The sequence below is a fragment of the Nostoc sp. FACHB-133 genome (genome assembly GCF_014698055.1).
Classification (GTDB): Bacteria; Cyanobacteriota; Cyanobacteriia; order Cyanobacteriales; family Nostocaceae; genus Nostoc.
Window position 1 is genome coordinate 184,969 of record NZ_JACJSH010000005.1, and the last position, 20,114, is coordinate 205,082.

General features: G+C 40.0%; 13 protein-coding genes and 1 tRNA gene. 10 read left to right on the plus strand and 4 right to left on the minus strand.

The window, feature by feature from the left end; translation table 11 throughout:
* Positions 1–236 precede the first annotated feature (236 nt).
* From H6G86_RS06400 to H6G86_RS06440, 9 genes are all read left to right on the plus strand, one after another.
* Entirely contained in the window at positions 237–842 is a 606-nt protein-coding gene (locus tag H6G86_RS06400) for an alpha/beta hydrolase (RefSeq protein ID WP_190933675.1), read from the plus strand.
* A 154-nt stretch (positions 843–996) separates the two neighbouring features.
* Positions 997–1,209, plus strand: coding sequence for a protein IsiD (isiD, locus tag H6G86_RS06405; RefSeq protein WP_012412287.1), 213 nt, complete (start codon positions 997–999; stop codon positions 1,207–1,209).
* A gap of 111 nt (positions 1,210–1,320) precedes the next feature.
* Positions 1,321–2,526, plus strand: coding sequence for a bifunctional phosphopantothenoylcysteine decarboxylase/phosphopantothenate--cysteine ligase CoaBC (gene coaBC, locus H6G86_RS06410; protein WP_190933622.1), 1,206 nt, complete (start codon positions 1,321–1,323; stop codon positions 2,524–2,526).
* Between the two features lie 124 nt (positions 2,527–2,650).
* Positions 2,651–4,168, plus strand: coding sequence for a restriction endonuclease-related protein (locus H6G86_RS06415; RefSeq protein ID WP_190933623.1), 1,518 nt, complete (start codon positions 2,651–2,653; stop codon positions 4,166–4,168).
* The gene (locus tag H6G86_RS06420) at positions 4,152–7,565 is read left to right on the plus strand and encodes a pPIWI_RE_Z domain-containing protein (RefSeq protein WP_190933624.1); all 3,414 of its coding nucleotides are present in this window, start codon (positions 4,152–4,154) and stop codon (positions 7,563–7,565) included. Before H6G86_RS06415 ends, H6G86_RS06420 begins: the two co-directional genes overlap by 17 nt.
* A 2-nt stretch (positions 7,566–7,567) precedes the next feature.
* Entirely contained in the window at positions 7,568–10,708 is a 3,141-nt protein-coding gene (locus H6G86_RS06425; protein ID WP_190933625.1) for an RNaseH domain-containing protein, read from the plus strand.
* A gap of 489 nt (positions 10,709–11,197) precedes the next feature.
* Positions 11,198–11,554 carry a hypothetical protein gene (locus tag H6G86_RS06430; RefSeq protein ID WP_104900334.1) on the plus strand — a complete coding sequence of 119 codons (357 nt, stop codon included), beginning with the start codon at positions 11,198–11,200 and terminating at the stop codon, positions 11,552–11,554.
* A gap of 103 nt (positions 11,555–11,657) precedes the next feature.
* A complete protein-coding gene (locus H6G86_RS06435) occupies positions 11,658–12,680 on the plus strand; it encodes a spore photoproduct lyase family protein (protein WP_313930616.1) in 1,023 nt (340 codons plus the stop codon).
* Between the two features lie 394 nt (positions 12,681–13,074).
* Positions 13,075–14,556, plus strand: a complete 1,482-nt coding sequence (locus tag H6G86_RS06440) for a site-2 protease family protein (RefSeq protein WP_190933626.1) — start codon at positions 13,075–13,077, stop codon at positions 14,554–14,556.
* Between the two features lie 230 nt (positions 14,557–14,786).
* Here H6G86_RS06440 and H6G86_RS06445 read toward each other — a convergent pair.
* Positions 14,787–14,904 (minus strand) — tRNA-Pro (locus tag H6G86_RS06445).
* Between H6G86_RS06445 and H6G86_RS06450 the strand changes: the two genes are divergently transcribed.
* Positions 14,872–16,101: a tyrosine-type recombinase/integrase gene (locus tag H6G86_RS06450; RefSeq protein WP_190933627.1), complete on the plus strand. Its 1,230-nt coding sequence runs from the start codon at positions 14,872–14,874 to the stop codon at positions 16,099–16,101. The genes H6G86_RS06445 and H6G86_RS06450 overlap by 33 nt on opposite strands.
* A 776-nt stretch (positions 16,102–16,877) precedes the next feature.
* Here the strand turns inward: H6G86_RS06450 and H6G86_RS06455 are convergent.
* From H6G86_RS06455 to H6G86_RS06465, 3 genes are all read right to left on the minus strand, one after another.
* A complete protein-coding gene (locus tag H6G86_RS06455) occupies positions 16,878–19,181 on the minus strand; it encodes a VapE domain-containing protein (protein WP_190933628.1) in 2,304 nt (767 codons plus the stop codon).
* Between the two features lie 63 nt (positions 19,182–19,244).
* Positions 19,245–19,670: a hypothetical protein gene (locus tag H6G86_RS06460; RefSeq protein ID WP_190933629.1), complete on the minus strand. Its 426-nt coding sequence runs from the start codon at positions 19,668–19,670 to the stop codon at positions 19,245–19,247.
* A complete protein-coding gene (locus H6G86_RS06465) occupies positions 19,648–19,908 on the minus strand; it encodes a hypothetical protein (RefSeq protein WP_190933630.1) in 261 nt (86 codons plus the stop codon). The genes H6G86_RS06460 and H6G86_RS06465 overlap by 23 nt, the downstream gene beginning before the upstream one ends.
* Between the last annotated feature and the right edge of the window lie 206 nt (positions 19,909–20,114).

Consider the following 20,114-nt stretch of genomic DNA (forward strand, 5'->3'; position numbering starts at 1 on the left):
AATATCAAAAATTGGTTTTTATGTAAGGTAAATTAACTTTTAGTGAAATTTCTGATTTACTCCACTTCCGCTAATATGTACTCGTAAACAAAAAATTTAAATTTTTCCTACTCGCACCATGACATATAGCCATTCTTTGGGTAAGCAACAAATGCCCTTAAATACTAAGTCTGTTTGAAGAGATAGGATCTATTAGAAAAGTAGATTTTAGGAGTAAACCTCTGTCTTTACAATTTATTACCGTTCCCCCCGAAACTTCTCAACCCCCCACAGGGTTAATTGTTACTTTGCATGGTTGGGGAGCTAATGCTGAGGATGTCGCATCTTTGCTACCCTTGCTCAACTTATCTGATTACCAGTTTATATTACCCAACGCACCTTATCCTTATCCCTATTCCCCTATAGGGAGGGCATGGTATGACCTGCGGGTGGAAAATATGTATGAAGGCTTGGTAGAAAGTCGGAAACTGCTAATAGATTTTTTGCAATCTTTAGAAAGTACCACTGGCATACCTTTGTCACGCACTATTTTAAGTGGATTTTCTCAAGGTGGAGCAATGACTTTAGATGTAGGCTCAAAATTGCCACTAGCAGGCTTAGTTGTAATGAGCGGGTATTTACATCCTGATGCACTAACGGCAGATCAAAGAGATATTCCGCCGACTTTAATCAGCCACGGGAAATATGATGAAGTTGTTCCACTGCAAGCTGCTTTAAAAGCACGAGATACTTTAAAATCTCTAGGAATGGCGGCAGAATACCATGAATTTGACATGGGGCATGAAATAAATCCACAAACGTTAAAGGTGCTGCGGAATTTTGTTGTAAATACAATTAGCTAGTCAGAATTACGAATTTTTTATAAATTCTGGTATAAATGCTGAAAATTTTCACGAAATCCATGCCTTCTAATGAGTAATATATATAGGGTGGCTGCGTTCAGCGCAACTTAACCCATGCTGAAAGCGAGTGCTGCATAAGGGAGGGGCGAGCATTATGACAACTCTAAGCATTTCCAGGAAAGAAATTGCTGCCATAACTGCGGCAGAAGTAGAAGAACTGGCTACACGTCTGGATCTGGATAATTACAGTAATGCTTTTGATGGTTTAAATGATTGGCATCTATTACGAGCGATCGCATTTCAGCGTCCAGAGTTAGTTGAACCCTATATCTACCTCTTAGACTTAGAACCTTACGATGAAGCGTAGTTGAGAGTTAGGAGAGACGCGATTAATTGCGTCTGTACAGGAGTTAGGAGTTGGCAATTAATATTCGTAACTACTTGCTCCTAAATTACTACTTACTCCTAACTTTTTACCATGACTAATCCAAAATTGAACAGGGTTCTAATAGGTGTAGGTGGCGGTATCGCCGCCTACAAAATTTGTGAATTGGTTTCAACGCTGTTTAAAACTGGGGTGGAAGTCCGAATTATCCTCACCCGTTCGGCGCAAGAATTTATCACGCCTCTGACAATGGCTACCCTATCTCGTCATCCCGCCTACACCGATGATGATTTCTGGAAACCAACTCACTCTCGTCCCTTGCATATTGAGTTGGGTGAATGGGCAGATGTCATGGTAATTGCTCCCTTGACAGCTAATACATTAGCAAAATTAGCCTACGGGATGGCTGATAATTTACTCACAAATACCGTCCTAGCTTCTACTTGTCCCGTGCTGTTAGCACCCGCAATGAATACGGATATGTGGGAACAGCTATCGGTGCAGCGAAATTGGCAACAGCTATTGATCGATAGCCGATATCATGGAATGAATACAGCATCAGGTTTACTAGCGTGCGATCGCATTGGTGCTGGTAGATTAGCAGAACCTCCAGAAATTTTGGCTCACATCCAATCGTTGTTACACACTCAAGGTAAACGAGATTTAGTAGGTAAACAAGTGTTGATTAGTGCTGGGGGAACGCGGGAGTTTTTTGACCCAGTAAGGTTTATTGGTAATCCTTCCACAGGTAAAATGGGATTGGCTTTAGCCCTAGCCGCACTTCACCGAGGGGCAAACGTCACCCTAGTACATGGCCCAGCCAATTGGGATGTACCATTAGGAGTGCAAGCAATTCCCGTCATTAGTGCCGAGCAAATGCAGCAGGCAATGCTGGAATATTTACCCAACGCTGATGTAATTGTTATGTCAGCAGCCGTGGCAGATGTGAAGCCACGAGATTATAGTACAGAGAAATTGCCCAAGCGATCGCTCCCCCAAGCCTTACCCCTGGAATCTGTACCGGATATAGTCTCCCAATTAGCACAACATAAACAGCCGCATCAGATATTAGTTGGTTTTGCTGCACAAACTGGAGATATTGTCAACCCAGCATTAGAAAAGTTACAGAGTAAAAAATTAGATGCGATTGTTGCCAATCCCATCGATCAACCTGATAGTGGTTTTGGTAGCGATAATAATCAAGCGATATTTTTAGATAATCAAGGACGGCAAGTAGCGATCGCACCTTGTTCTAAATTGGAAATGGCCCATCATTTATTTGATTTTGTACTATTTTGACCAAGTTCCCTAGTACTGCGCCAAGATGCAAAAAGAAGTTTTTGCATCTTGCTGATGTATTGACATTTTAAATTACATCATTTAGTGTAAACAGTAATTGATGTAAAAATATCCAATTACACTTATGTACTTTGAGGACGTGCGTCAGTGGCAGGGAACTGCGGAGGCTCTAGCAAAGGAGCTAAAACGCCAGATTGAACAGCTTGAACTATCTATAGAATCACCTGCCTTGCGTACCGTTCGTTCGTGGAGAACGAAACAACTTTTATCACAACCCAAAGGACAAGAATTTGGCTTTCGTCAGGTTTTGGAGGGTTTGGCAACTGCTCTCTTATTAAAGAAAGGTTGGACACTTGCAGCGATCGCTCAAGTTTTACCTTCCTTTGGTGAAGATGTTTTAGAGAGGCAAATTATTGCAGAGGCTCAAGGTCATGATCCTACTTGGCTACCTACAGTTTCAGCAACTTCTTTGCCTTTACCTACAGGACACCGCCCAGCGATGGATCTGGCTGAAGATGCTGTAGTGTTACTTGCTCAGGGAATTCTTCGCCAATATGACCGGGTTCTCCCAGGTCGAGAAATTGTGCGCCAAGAGGATAGTACGCTACCACCAGAACTATATCAAGCAATGTGCAAATTGGGCCGTCTATATATTGAAGAAGGATTAAGCGATCGCGCTGCTTGTGTACATACTGTTTTAGATAATGCTCGATACCCTCTTGGTTGCGATCGCTGGCAGTTAGGGGTTTTTAACCAATCAGACTTTCGCTTTTCTAGCGTTACCTTAATCGATCCAGATTTGCGAGTACCCACCTCAGACTGTGCAGAGATTGCCAACCTAAGCGGAGCTTTTGGGGAAGACAATGTAATTGAGTATCGCTTATATACTCAGTTATGCGAAGCAACTGAACGATTGGGTGGTCGTCGCCAACATAAAGCTTACACCGCGCTACGACAGTTATTTGGTAGGTACTCTCTGATAGGAGAACGGCAACTATTAGATTACTTGATTGAAAATGACTTGACCCCTTTACAGCGAATGATCGTTGAAAATTTCTTCAACTTAGTGCCAGATATCTGGCTAGTTGATGGACTAGCACACCGTTGCGCCCACTGTGGCACATTGATGCGATCGCATCCCAACAAAAAACTTTTTTCACAAGGGCGATGTCCAATTCGCCAGTGCATTGGCCACAACTCACCAAAAGTATCTGAAAAACTAGATCCCAAAGACATTTTACGAATTGCCGAGCCACGAATTCTTACCTACTGGACAGGCCCAGCAATTGACGAATTAGCCATTTTTGATACAGCCCGACAAAGTAAGCTCAATGCTGAACTTTACCCGGAGTCTGATTTATGTGATGTGGCGATTAACGAACGGGCAATTGGAATTGATGCCAAATCTTACACAAGTCCGGTGACTCTGGCTTTGCGTCTCAATCGTAGTATTGGCGGGCTGATTCACTATCGCCGCCGGATTCTTGCTGTGAGCGATCGCTTAATTGAAGATAACCCAAGCTACATTTCTACCCTAATCTCAACACTAGATAAAAAGGGTGATCCTGCCAGTTTAGAAATTATGTCGGTTTCCTCTGTAATTGATTTTTTAAAGAAGATGCCTTATGCGAACCAAACCTGATTTTTGGAAAGGTGCAGACCGAATTTGCTGGTATTGCGTCTTGATGAAGGAGTTTATTAATACTGATTCACTGGAGTATGCGCCGCTAGTGATGTCAGGCATGGCAAGCATTTTGAATGCACCTGCATTAGAGCCTGCCCGTCAAGCCATTTTCAATATGCGGCAGATGTCGCTGACTTTTGTTACACAGCAGTCAGTTAAACACGCAATTGCTCTCTATAACAATCATCATTACTGCAACCACACTAAAGGGACGTATGAAATTGATATCGAAACACTTCAATTTAAAAGAACAGACCCTTTAGAAGATTCTTTAATTACACAAGCGCGTCAAATTCTTAGTACCCCTCTGCCATACGACTCCTATGGTTTTACATTTGCCGATCCTCGTCAGCAGATGGCGGTTGCGTTAGGTGAAGAGTCAACAGCAGTAAGGATGCCAATCACTCCGATTACCGCCCCTATTGCTGCGCGTCGTACACATTCCCTCAACCGCCAACCAAGAGGAAAAATTCGCATTCCCCTAAGTGAACTGCGCGATCTGGCTATTGAGATGGACGAGCGTGAAAGGCAAGATCCTGAGCGACGATCTGGTAGTTGGGCAGATCGTTTTGAACGCTTTGACCTCATGGTATCGGAGGCTGGAAAGGGTCTGCGGAAAGAAGATGATGTGTTGGAATTAGAAGACATCAAGCACTTAATTGGTTTACCAGGGTCAGGTAAAACAACCATTCTCGTGTTGATAGCTATCTGGCTGGGACTAAATGACTATAAAGCAATGTTTGTCTTTCCCTCCATTGAAGTTGCTAGACAGTACATGGCTGAACTGGCATTTCATCAAGTTAAGGTGGGAATGCTTGTCGGACAAAGTGATGAAACTCGCCGTCGTCATGCAGATAATATTGCTGAGGCGATCGCAACACGAGGTAATGGTGGCTTTGCCCACACCTTAGAACAGGCAGAAGTTTTTGGTATGAACTGCGTCCTACCAGCCTTTTCAACTGCCGATATGTCCCTGTGGGGGTTTGGTTACGCACCTTGCAACGAGATATTGCAAGGCGGAGGGAAACAGGGAAAGATGAAGAAATGCCTGTGTCCTTTATGGACAATGTGCGGTCGAAACAAAGCACCGCGAGATTTGTTGGATGCTAATATTTGGGTTGGTCATGTGCGATCGCTCGATACTCAAATATCACCTCACGCGATTCAGGAACAAGTACGATATTTTGAATTAATTGCCCGTACCTTCGACGTAGTTGTTTTTGACGAAGGCGACATGGTGCAATCAGTGTTAGATGGTTATGGGGCAGCAACTTTAAGTATTTCAGGCTCAGAGCGATCCATTCATCGAGTAATTCTAGAACAAATCCATAACCGCTTTGCTGGTGGCGAGAACTATCGATTATTTGATCGGGATGTAGAACTTTACAGTCGTGACTTGTCAGAATTTGGCAACCATAATACTTCCTTAATTACCACCCTTCAGAATATGTCTAAGTCGCGGGTGGGAGAACACTACGAAAATCAATTGCTGACTGTATTACGGATTGTTAGCGAACTATTGAATACTTTAAAGAAATCCTCTCAGCAGAATGATCTTGATGAACAAGAAGCCAAACTAGGCTTTAGTAAAAGTCGGGCGCTGACTGAATTTTGGGAAGCAGCAGCATATAACGCCTTCTACGATCGCACAGGTGTTGAGAACCCTCAAGACTTTAAAGCAGATTTGTGGCCTCGGATTTTAGGCTACAACCGTGAAACCCTTGAAAAGCAATGGAAAACTCTCATTAGTCATTTTCGCCGTTACCTGGCTGAAAATCTGATTAAGCGACGTGATGCGATCGTAGAAGAAATTGCTGAATTATTTCTCAAGCTCTGTTTTCCAGATCATTTATCAACAATAGAAGCAGAAGATTTAGCTAAATTACTTATAACTGTTACTTTCGTAATTGTGGGCTACCAGCGAATTGTACCAGGAACTAGAACGATGGTTGCAGAGGGATTCATTCGTGAAACCATTGGGGAGTCAACTGCATCACCAGAACTCCGAAAATTTATTCCAGAAAGCATTTTAGGTTCATTTTCTGGAGTGCGATACAGTTTTTCCAAAGCACAAACAACACGTACCGCCGCCAGAAATGTGCAATTGTCCTACATTACATTTGTTGGTGCGCCTCGAATGTTAATGCATCGCTTTCATCGGTTGTTAGACGCAGATGATGGACATCAAAGCCCAGCCGTTTTAATTACTTCAGCAACTTCATTTTTAGAAGCTAGTCCCGCCTACCACATTAACGCTGGCCCTCATTATTTACTAAAACCGCGTCAGTCAGAACATAAACCAGAACAGAGCGTTTATCGTTTCAAATGGTTTCCAGATAGTGAACGTGGTGATGAACCCCTCAAATATAGCGGTGCTGGCGAACTTCAAAACCATAATCTTAAGCGGATGGTGAATGCCCTTGTGCGCGGAGGAATTACTAAATCTGAAATTTACAAGTCCATGCGTAATTTTGATGTCAAGTTTGGTATTCGTCGTAAAGCTGCTTTAGTTGTCAATAGTTACGATCAGGTTCGCACAATCAAGAAATATATCAATGATTATCATCCTGAAGTTGGGCGGCATACAAAGGCAATTGTTAAATCCCTCAGAGATGGAGAACAACCGACGGATTTTATCACCTCTGCTCAGTGTGAAGCATTAGGAGACGATGAAAACTGTGATATTTTAATTTTTCCCATGTTGGCAATTGGTCGAGGTGTGAACATCGTTTTCACCAAAGGGGAAAGAAAACTAGATGCGGCAATTGGCTCGATTTATTTCCTGACTCGTCCTCATCCGACAAAGAATGATATGCAGCTGTTGTACAGCTTGGCAGGACAGGCAACACAAGAATTTGATAGTCGAGTTTTTAGTGAAACAGAAGATTTAAATGCGATCGCAACTTCTTGGCAGCAATCAAGAAAAGACCTTTGGCGAACTGCCAATAGATTGTTACGTGAACCGTTAATGGCTAGCCGTTTAGGCCCTGAACTATTCAAATCGTTTACAGCTAATCAAATGGTTGCGATTTTACAAACAATTGGACGAGGAATGCGGAATGGATGCCCGGTATCAGTTTACTTTGTGGATGCAGCTTGGGCTAAAAATTCAGCAAAAGGAGAAAGCGATTCTGGGCGAGATAGTATGCTGGTTCAGATGCGAATCATTTTAGAAGAATGTGTCAATCACCCCGATCCTGTAATTCGGGAAATTTATCAAGAACTTTACGGCGCATTTCTAACACCTTTACAACGCATTCAAGGAGTAAAATACCCTGATGAACTAGCTAATTCACAAGATTTTACGGATGAAGAAGACGGTTTCAATGATTTTTCAACACTATTGGAGATGTAAAAATGAGCGACAATTTTTCTGATGAAATTGAACTTGAAGAAGATTTATCTGAAGAAGAGGAAGACGAAGAAACTGATGATAATTTAGTTTCAGATAAGTTTTATATTCAGCAAGGGCAAATCAAGCCTGTCAAGAGATTTACCCAAGCCTTCACTGTACCTGATGATCTGCGTCCAATCATCATAGAGGGTTTTACTCTTGCTTGGACAAAGGCTGCTTCCTTAGATTTTGCAGATATTCAAAAAGTAACTAATGTCAAAAATCTCCCCTATGCTTCATTTCGAGGATTTCTAGAAGTAGTATTAAAAAATGCAGCGCGAATTGAACCAGACGTAGGTCTTACGAAGTTTGTATTGAATAATGCTAAAAGGGGTAGCGAGCCAGAACCTTTTGTTTACCTAAATTGTGGTAATGAAGAAGATATCAATCAAATGCTTCGCCCAATTATTAACGACTGGCTTACAAATCATCTCAGACCTTTTGCAAAAAAAGAAGACATATCAACGAATATTATTGACCGCTTGCAAGATTTGCAGGAAAGAGGAGAACTTCTGAAAATTTCTCCATTTAAATCTCAAGTATTTCCTTGGAATTGGTCTAAACAGACAGGTACAACTCAACCAAAAGATTTAACAGATAAATATGCCTATCGTGCGATAGTAGATTACGTAGCTCGTCAAATTGCTGGACAAGAGATTTTTTCAGAGTTAGGGCCGATAAAACGGATTATTTCCAGCAATTCTGGAATTGTAGAATTAATGACCGATCCGATAACCTTACGTGACACAAAAGGGAAATTCAGTTTTGTGGTGAGCTTGGAAGTTGTGACTTATCCATCTTTGCCTCAACCTTTGGTGAAAGTTGAGGTTTCCAAACGTCGCTGGTTTACTCAGTTAAAAGATCCTAAATACGATCGTAGGAATATTAGCGGTTTCATATTTTCTCAAGACTATCCCGATCGCGCCTTTAGCTATCGAGTAAAATGCGAACAAGATAAAAATAACAAGCAAGAGAAGAAGAATTGGCGTTGGGCAACAGATACAGATTTTGAAATCCTGCGAAGAGAATTGAAACTGCCTCTGGAATCTTTTGATGGGCAACAAATCGCTTTGGGCAAAGCCTCCACTGATAACTGTGAGGTAGTTCTTACTTACCGTAATGGACTTCAAGATAATTCAGAAGAAGAGGAAAATAGTTCAGAAGGATACGGTATTGAAACAGGTGTACCAGAAATTGATAAATTAGATGCCTTGGAAGCGATCACTAAAATTCTTAAACTATTAGGAATCCAAATATTCGATGGTTACACAAAAGTACCATCAAAGCACAAACTAGATGATACAGCATCACGCATGATTAATCTTCCTACACTGCTTGGTGGGGTTTTGAAAGATCATGAAACAAATTCCAACTTGGAGTTTACCGCAAAATACCTCGATCAACTCAACGAAAGTCAGATAGATAGCTTACTACGCAAACACTTTGACATTCGTTTAGAAGAGATTGAGTCGGGAAGAAAAGCTCTTCAATTTAATAGATTTACGCTGAATCAAACGAATGATCTTCAAACCATTATTCAGGCAAACCAAGCAGCGATGCAGCGACTATATCCTAATGAGCAACCGAGACTGTTTATATTTTATGAAGCTGATTTGGAAATAGAAGTAAATCTATTGCAGAAAATTACTAAAGTTTTATGGGGAAACACGCTCGAAATTATTCTTAATCGCTTGCCAGAAAATACTCACGGGCCACGAGAGATTTTACCTGGAAAAGACTTGAAAAATAAGGAGCGATCGCGGCAGCGAATTGAAGCATGGAAATCCACTGCGAAACAAATTGAAGACCCCAATAAACCAACTTTCTCCTTGATAATGGCACGGCAATTTTACCCAGATCCTACTGGTAAAAACACTGTTAAACCTGACGATAAAGTTAATAAGCCTTCAACCCGCCAAGCACTTGCAAAAATTGGTAGTGGCGTGCAATTTCTTCTACCCATTGCAAAGACACATAAAACAAAACATCTCAAACTTGCAGACTTCTTCCATCGTATGCAGTCGGCTCTGAAAGATTTGTTCTCGGCTCATTCTGGTCGGATTGATGGTGTAAAAGAAAAGGTTGACAAGTACTTACAAAATATCCCACCAGAAGCTAGACCAAAAGAAATTTTAGGGTTCACAATCGTCCGTAAACAAAGGGGTCGCTCTCGTGGTGTTATTGAGAATACATTTTTAGCAGTGGTAATGCGCCTCAAAGTAGATACAGGGAAATGTGAGCTTTGCTGTGCTTACGAGAAAGGAAATTTAGTAATCAGCCCGTGGTTTAGCTTTTGTGATGCACTAGCTTTTATTGCCCAACTTACTCCAATCAAACTGGCTGAGAAGCGTAATGTGTCTAAAACTCGATTCATGGACTTTGTAAAACAGATTATTTCTAACTCTGTGGAAGATGGGATGCAACCATTGGTTATGATTGATTCTTCCAACTGCGTCCAACTATGGGATTGGCTTGCTGATAGCAGAATTAATGCTAATCAAATTAACCTTGGCCAGCAGTTTGAGAATATGCAGGATGAATGGCAAAGCGCACGTCTAATTCGCATTCGCCAAGAACTCGCCCCTGGAATAATTGAGAAAAAAGCCCGACATTTAATAGAGACTTCTTTAGAAGATACTAGAACTAAAGAAGAACTAAATAAATTACCACCTACACTTAAAATTCCTTCAGCTTCTAGTGCGACTGGGTTATTTCGACTCAGCACTACTAACCAAACTGGATGTGTGGCTTATCTATCTGTGGCACGTGAAGCACCACATCAATATTCACGTGGGCAAAGTTGTTATCGTTCAACCCAGACTCTAAGCAACAAAGCTGGGTTAAAGATAAGTCAACTCTCTACAAAAGCTCCATTTGTAGGTCGCTGGCCTTCTCCAAATCCCCTTGAGATTGTTGTTACCTTGAGGCAACCAGAAGATAATGCTGATGATCTAGCTGCCCTTGTGGAGTCACTGCGCTATGGCTTTGGTCACTACAGCGATTGGACAGGTTTGCCTGCTCCCCTATTTTTTGAGCGTGTTGTACGCGACTATATCAGTGATTTTGCGATCGCAGATGAGGACATTGAATCAGAGCAAGATTAAATATCCTGCCAGTGTAGAAAGAGGCTGTTAGAATTCATCCCGACACATTGGCATTGCAAGGGCACGCATTAACAATGCGTATTATACCAATTGGAAAAAGAATACGACAAATAGGCCATTTGTAGAGACGCGATTCATCGCGTCTTTAGCCAAGGATGTGTTGCAATCATTAATTGAGTTGGTATTAACATTGCAAAGAGACGCTTTAGCATTGCAATGTATTGCCTTTCATTAATTTGCTACAAATTAATGAAAGGCTGTACTTAACAAGCCAAAGTTAGGACTGCAACTTAAAGCTTGAGTTTACTGAAACCATAAAACAACCCCAAAAGCTGGTAAAAACAGTGTAACCGACACAAAGATATCAAGCAGTAGTTGGGATAGGAGACTACTACTTTGAATTGGGTATAACCCGTATGGTCTATGGCTTTAAGTCACTTTTGTAGATTTTACAATACAAGTAAGACATAAAAATAACGCTTCAATTATATGAAAATCCTCTCATCAGAGCTAGTCCATTTGGGATTTGGCAAATATGTGCGTTCTGACCAAGTGACAGCAGTTATACCAATAGAAGAGGAGCGAGGCCCAGGGCGACGAACCTTTGTTCACGTTCAAGGGCAAAACGATCCAATTATCGCCTCTCGTGCTGAAGATACCATCGTGCGTGATTTAGTACAGGAACCACGCGAAGTTACCCAAGCCCGTCAGCAGCAGGAAATTCTTCAAGATTTATTGGTTAATTTGGCTAATGTTAATTCTACTGTGCGCCGAATTAACCGTGATGAAGGCAGTTTGGATCTTGATTTGTTAGAGCGACGAATTAAGCAAGTCTTGGAAAATTAATTGCAGAAATCAGCAAACTAAATAACGGAGAAAGATATTGCTGAATACCATTACAGACCAAGTTTCAGTATCAGATACACAAACAAAATCGCCAAGGTTGTGGATACCTGAACGGGTACTGTTTACACCTGCTGCCCTAGATGAGGATTGGGGGCAGCAGATTCTTAAACGTGTGCAGTCACTCAACTTACCAATAGAAGAACTATCACAGAACCGCCTGAAGGGTCTACGCGGTGAGTCTGAGCGTGATACTTACAACATCGCCAAGCGTACCTTAGCGGTGGTTACTGCACCACCCAGTTCTTTTAAGCTGAGTTCCATCCCACCTTCTGCGGATTGGCAGTTTCACCTTGCCGAAGGTTGTCCGGCTCACTGTCAATACTGCTACTTGGCTGGTAGCTTGTCGGGGCCACCTGTTATCCGCGTTTTTGCCAACTTACCGCAGATATTAGAGAATTCAGCTAACTACGAGCAACAGGGGAAAACCACAAGTTTTGAAGTTAGCTGTTACACAGACCCATTGGGTATTGAGCATTTAACTGGAAGTCTGGCTGAATGTATCCGTTACTTTGGCACTCGTACCAATGCACATCTACGTTGGGTATCGAAATTTGATGCTGTGGATGGATTACTCGATTTACCACACAATGGGCATACTCGCTGTCGGATGAGTGTTAATGCAGCACCAATTTCTGGTAAGTTTGAAGGTGGCACGGCATCCGTAGTATCCAGACTGAATGCGTTGCGACGGTTGGCGCTACCACAAGAGCGTGGCGGTGGCGGTTATCCAATAGGCTTGGTTATTGCGCCAATTATGCCGATAGATGATTGGCAAATGCACTATAGTCGTTTGTTTGAGCAGATAAACGAGGCACTGGATTTTGACTGTAACCTTACCTTTGAGCTAATCTCCCATCGGTTTACACCTGGGTCAAAAGAAGTGTTACAAACTTGGTATCCGCAATCAAAATTAGAGATGGATGAGGCAAAACGCAGTGTAAAGCGTAATAAGTTTGGCGGGACGAAGTACGTTTATGATAAGGACACAATGAAAGCATTGCGTTGCTTTTTTGAGAGTGAGATTAGTAGGCGCTTTCCAAATGCTGAAGTTCTTTATTGGACTTAGAAGACTACTTTGCTCAAACTGTATTTGAGCAAATTAATTATTGGGCAAGAGAGCGATTGATATATGATGCGATCGCTCTCTTTTCCGGTTGATCAGGTGCATTAGGCTAAAGCTGTAACCCATCCTACAAAAGAATTACTTTTTAAAACCTAGTGGTCTGTCCCATTAGTTCTGATAGGTGAATCAAATTTGCTAGGTTTGTAGTAAGCACTTCAGTGCTTAAAAATCCAAGACTAAAGTCCTGACTACGAACTTTTTTACCCCTCGCCTGGGTTGAGCTACGCCTACGCAAAACCGCATAATTTTGGCAGACGACAGGCGGCGTTATACATTAATAAGTGTATCTGCAATACCGGACTTGTTCTGGCTTAGTCTCAATAGCAAAGGTTTGGAGATGTTTACTTTATCAGAAACTTCTATCCTAGCGGCAATCCTACTGGTAGCTTTAGGCATTTTGGGCTGGGGCTTTTATCGCGCCAGACCTTTTGGTAAACTGGGAATCTTAGCCTGGTTACAGTCGGTGGTGTTGATGACTCCCTGGCTCCTGTTTTTTGGATTGTTTACCGCAGGGATTTACATCAATATAGCGGGTATATTGTTCTTAGTGGTGACATCCGCCGGATTGTACGTCTATTTGGGCAGACAGTTACGCGCAGCTGGGCAAGATGCCATCCTCAAACAACGCGCCACAGAAAGACTCGCTGCTGCTTCCTCACTTGAAGCAAATTCCCCACAACCAACAGTAGCAGAACTGAAACCAGAGATTCCGCCGATACCAGAAGAGGACTTGAATGCAATTAAAGGTATCTTTGGTATCGATACGTTTTTTGCCACAGAAACCATTGCCTATCAAGATGGAGCTATTTTCAAAGGCAATTTACGGGGAGAACCAGAAGAAACTCACAACCGTCTAACTGCAAGTTTGCAGCAACGCCTTGGTGAGCAATATCGCCTGTTTTTAGTGGAAAACACAGACGGCAAACCAGTGGTAATTGTTTTACCCAGTCGCAATGATCCCAAGCCGATGTTGCGATCGCAAAAAGCTTTTGCAGGTATTTTGTTAATAGCAACCATTGCCACAAATCTAGAAGCTGCGGGATTACTGCTGAATTTTGATTTATTTGCCAATCCAGAGCGATTTCAAGAAGCTTTGCCTATAGGTGCTGGGATATTTGCGATTTTAGTAGCTCACGAAATTGGTCATTGGTTACTTGCTAAACGCCACCAAATCCGTCTTAGCTGGCCTTTCTTTCTACCCGCAGTGCAAATTGGTTCATTTGGGGCAATTACCCGCTTTGAATCTTTGTTACCCAACCGCAAGGTATTATTTGATATTGCTTTGGCAGGGCCAGCCGCAGGTGGTATCGTTTCCTTGTTAATGTTGGTGACAGGTTTACTACTTTCTCACCCAGGTAGTTTATTTCAATTGCCCAATCAGTTTTTCCAAGGGTCGATTTTGGTGGGAAGTTTGGCACGAGTTGTTTTGGGTTCGGCGTTGCAGTCATCCCTGGTAAGTGTTCATCCCCTAGTGATAATTGGTTGGTTGGGGTTAATTATCACCGCTTTGAACTTGATGCCCGCAGGACAACTAGATGGTGGGCGCATTGTTCAGGCGATTTATGGACGCAAAACCGCAGGACGCGCCACGATCGCAACTTTAATTTTACTGGCACTAGTATCTCTCGGTAATACTCTTGCCATGTACTGGGCGATCGTGATTTTCTTCTTGCAACGAGATCAAGAACGCCCCAGTTTGAATGAAATCACTGAACCCGATGATGCTAGAGCCGCTTTGGGGCTTTTAGCCCTATTCTTAATGATTACTACACTCTTACCTCTAACTCCCGGCTTGGCTGGACGTTTGGGAATAGGATAATGCTGAGTTAGGAATACAGACATCTTGCAAAAGTAACTTTTGCAAGATGTTGGGCAAAAGTTAAAGGAGAAGGTAAAATTCCATACCTTTAACCTTTAACCATTCCCCATTTTCCCCATTTCTGCAAGAAGTCTAATGAGTTGTTGTTGGAGATTTTGCGATCGCTTGCAGACTTTATTGAAAAACCTGCCAATCTTTTTAAAAGACTAGCAGGCATGGCTTATCATCAATCGGAGCGGCGGGATTCGAACCCACGACCTCCACTACCCCAAAGTGGCGCATAAGCCTTAATACACCAATGGTTTGAACAATTGCATGGCTGAGTTATGCAGGAACTATGCAACTCAGTCTATGTACGAAACTGGTAAACCATCCTCTAGAGTACCCAAGATTAAGCCACGTAACAATAACGGTGGAATTATAATCCGGTTTCAATACCAAGGTAAGCAATATACATTATCTCCTGGTGGTAGACACGACGATAAATTAGCCATTGCTAATGCTGAAAGAGTAGCAAGTCAAATCAAAACTGACATTTTAGCTGGCTATTTCGATTACACGCTAGAAAAGTACCAGCCAAGAGTTAAACAAGCTGACAATGTTGTTTCAATCAATCAGCAAATAGTATTCAATTTAAAAGACCTGTGGGAACAGTACAAAGTAGCTAAACAGGCAAGATTAGCTGAAACTACTAAAAAGTCAATTTGGCGTGATGTCGATAGAATGCTAGGGAAGCTAATGGCAAGTGATTTACTACCTGAGAATGCTTGTTTATTAGTAGGAAGATTACTTGGCTTTTATAGTGCTAGTACACTTGAAAGGTTGTTGATTGAGATAGAAGCTTGTAGTAATTGGGCATTTGAAAATCACTTAACCCATGCTCACATTTGGCGTAGATTAAGAAAGCAGTTACCAGAAAGACCTAAAAGCGAGAGAAGCAAAAAAGCATATTCTAGAAAAGAAGTTGATTATATCATTCAAGCTTTTAGAGGTGATTGGTACTGTAATGTAAATTCAGCATTTAAAGATAGTTACTATGCTGATTTTATAGAATTTCTATACCTCACAGGCTGTAGACCAGAAGATGCAATAGCTTTAACTTGGGATTGTGTGAAAGATAATGTTATTGTCTTTGATAAAGCTTACTCTAAAGGCATTCTCAAGTCTACAAAAAATAACAAAGCAAGGCTGTTTCCCATTACTCCACAGATTAGACAATTGCTTGACAGAAGGGCAATTTATGTATCTACTCTGCTGAATAAGTTAGTGTTTCCCAGTCAAAAAGGTAATCGTATAAACCTAAAGGATTTTACCCAAAGGTACACCAAGCGAATTATTGAAAACTTGGTAAGTGAAGGTAAAGTCAAACAATACTTACCTACTTACAACCTGAGAAATACAAGCATCACTCATTACCTAAGACAAGGTGTAGACATAGCTACAGTAGCAGCATTGATGGAAACATCAGAAGAGATGATTAACCAGCATTACTGGAGTCCAGATGACGATATCATCAACAACAATGTTCAATTACCAGAAATTTAAAGCTTTAGTTATCGTTTCTATTAAAAATTAATTCAATACTCAAAATCAGGTAATTGATGATTACCTGATTTTTTTATATATCTGGTTATCACTACTCATTAAATTGGTATGAAATTATTTCAACTTGTGAGTGTTTAACTAAACCTTATAAATCAAATCGCCAAAACTTAAAACCTGATTACTTTAGCCACTTTTACGTTAGAAACTATATTTTTTACCTGCAAAGTATTAAAGTTCACCTATATCAATTTTGATACAGGTGAAATTTTATTTAAATCAAGATTTCCTCATCATCTCGGATAATGATTACTTCTCTAGGTATAGAATCATCTTCTATTCCTAACCTAGCTAATTTTTCTAGATGGAGTAAATACCATAAATAGAAGGGTTAGTTAAAATGTTGACTTTACAATGGTTTGACTTTTTATGTGCAGGTGTGTGCAGGTATATCTAATTGGGTATAACGCTTACTGTGTATACGTTCTGGGCTTCTGTGCAGGTGTGCAGGTGTATTTCGCATAACTTTATATATCTGTATGTGTGTTGTTGCCTAGCCCCAAAATAATTGCTAACTTATTAAGTTTCTCTATATACTTTTATAAAATATACCTGCACACCTACTCACAAACTCTATAACCCTTGCCAGGAGCAGTTTATAGCTGAGTAGGTGTCTGTGCAGGTGTGCAGTACAGAAATTATAAAAAAACCTTGAAGCTACTGCTATATATACATCGTAGCCTGTGCAGGTGTCTTTAGTAATACCTGCACAGTTGTGATTAATCCTCTAGAAGAGTAACTTTCGTGTCAGTAGGGTTAAATGTCTTAGGTGTTTTCTTACCTGTAATTTTTTCTATATCATTATGGAACCATAATGATAATTGCATACCACCTATTCGTGTTCTCTTACTATAAAAACCTAGTTTTTTCAGAATAGCTATTACTTTAGATTTTGATTTTTCAAAATCTGCTTTATCTCCAAATACTGCTGTAATTGCATCAGTTAGATGAAAACCTTCAGTAGCTAATCTATCATTCCACTGTGTACCACCTTGACCTACATAAAGATTATTTATCCATAATACAAGTTGGTTTTCTGTTGGATTTTCTTCGCTGTAGTTATCGTTATGGTTCTCTTGTGCAATCTCTTGTGTTTCAGATAGTATCCATTGTTCACCACTTTGGTATGCTGCTACAGCTTCGCACCAAATTAAATCTCTGTTTGCAGCTACCCATTTTCTATCTATTTTTTTTGTAATCTCACATACCCAGTATCTTCTGTTGCCTGTAATGTCTTTAAGGATATCTTTTTGATTTGTAGTTCCAAATAGTACAAATCTTCTAGATATTGATTTTGCATTGTCAGTAAATAGCAATCTCATCTCATCTCTGGACTTTGTAATAAATGTTTTGATTTCTGATTGCATTCTTTTGCTAGAGAACCGCTCCCACTCTCCTATCTCGCTACACCAATTACGTCTACATACAGCTAAGATATCCCTATCACTAGTTTCATTCTGAAGAGTCGTATAATTATCAGTACCATATAAAGCTTCAAAAGTCTTTGTCTTACCTATATTTTGCTTCCCGTAGAAGATTAAAACGTTGTCAAAATAGCATCCTGGCTCAAATGCCCTACCCACAGATGCTATTAAGAACTTGCGTAAATATATTCGTTCTATAGGTTCTAATAATCCTAGTACATCACAGAGTTTGTCTATATAACCTCTTACTTCAGTACCATGTTTTTGTATAATCGATTCGCAATAAGATGTGACAGCGTTATAGTGGTAAGCCTCATTTTTAGCAACAACGTACTTGAGAGCATCTCTCAAGTCTTCAGTACGCACATCTAGGTCATATTCCTCACCTAGTCTTGCCCTAATGTCAGATATTTCTACATTTTCACCTTGGTAAATAGGACTATCTTTATATACATTCCACTGTAAATCGCCTGCTTCAGCTTCTACTCTAATTAGTTCTATTATTTGCTTCATCTTTCCACCTTGGTTTATAACACTAGGTTTGTTCTCAATACTAGATTTGTAATTACTTTTTTCTTTGCCAGCTTTAATACCTTTCTCGATTGTGTCGTTTATTTCTTGTTCAGAAAGTCCAGCTTCACTAGCAGCATTAGACAATATTTCAACAGCATAATCTTCATCAATTACATTTTCTCTTATCATTCCTCCAGCTACAAAAGAAGCTTTATGTAGCGTGTCATTTCGTTCACCTTCTTTAGCTTCTCTTACTTTTTTTACCCATTTAGTAAATGCTGGCGATATATCCTTTTCAGGTTCTTGAGTATCAACTTTGGCAGGTATTAAGTCTATTACTTCATCTTGATTTCTATACCTAATACTGGGATTACAGTATGCAAGCGTAACTAGCTGTGGTTCTCCTTTTCTGTGAAAAAATCCAGGTAATCTCATAACACGGCATAACTCATTTACCTGGTTATCAGAGTTGTAGTGATTAATAATTAACTTTTGATTAGGTTTAAATTGTTCTAGTTCTTCATTATCTTCCAGCAACCAATAAACGTGTCCTCTTTGTAGCCCATTGATATTACTAGTATTTACTATGATTGAAGGTTCTAAGTGATAGTCTTTAGGGAATCCGTTATCATCAAAATCAGCATATAAGGCACGGATATTAGTGATATATTCGTTCTTTCTTTCATGACCTGCCGCTCGATTAACCGTAACACATATACCAGCACCTTTATTATTTAATTTTACTAGTTCGTTTCTACATTCATCAAAAGTACCATAAAGCAGTCTAGCTAGATTTTTGTCTTTACGTTTTTCATTATCATCAAAAGTTTGGAAGAGAAACTTGCATTCATCAAACTCTGTAAATAAATCATCTCCACACAATGCGCTTAGAAACTTTTCAGCATCATTAAAGTTAAATGATGAGTCAATACCTATATCTTCTTGATAAAATTCTGTAAATTCGTTATAATTAGTAATAGTTGGATTGTTCATTGTTTTCATTGTGTTGTCGTTTTTCGGGTAGTTAATTTGTTTTAGTTCACCAGTATAAGCGAAAGGGTTATTTTCTCTAGAAAACTTTTGCATTTTGTTTATTTTCCATTATTAGTAGTCGATTATTGCCTTTAGTTGTGGTTAGCTAAAGGTATTTTAATTTGTATAGAACTCTGTCCATTGTCTAAATTTTTCTCGATTAGTGTAGAAATCTCGCTTATTCTCTGACTCAGTTAAAATATTTAGCACTGCAACCCGTTCATGATGGGCTGCAAAGTCTTTTAGTATTGCTGTCAGTTCACTTTCTGGTAGAGAATCGATATCATTTAAGTCAATCTTTTTGCTACGGATAAAATTGTAAACTAATTCACGTAAGGGTATCACATGATTGCACTGTGCTTTACGTGAATTTCTAATTTTGTATCCTGTTAAATCGCTGTAATAGTATCCATTAGGGTGTAACTTAGAAGCTTTGAATTCTACTATTTGATTTTTAACGCTATCCCTACACTTTTGAATAAAATCATCCAATTTAGCCTTATCTGGATGTTTCTTTCTCTTAGTTGCTGTTGATATCGTCACTGTAACAATTCCAAATCGTATCTAAATCAACCTCATATTTATAACTAAAATATTCAACATACTTTTTTAGTAAGTCGGGATTATTTTTCTCAAAATTCCTTAGAGCGTTAGAAAATTCAGTTTCTAATTCATCTGTAAGTAGTGGCATAACTACTTGATTAAATTCGTCATACGTATCAAAATTGCCATCTAAATAAAATGGTCTTGCAAAAGCTATTAAATATTTGACTGTATCCATTATTTTTTACTATTATTACTGTTATTTTTTATTTCTGGCTAACTGACTAATAGAATCTACCTTTTAATTATTTGTAAGGTAGACTTTATAATAAAAACTACTATGTTTTTACCCTAGTTTTTGATAATTCAATACCCCGTATTCGTCTGGCTTTCCTTTGCTCATCTGATAAGTTTGTTTTAGCTTTTGACATTACTTGAATTTTT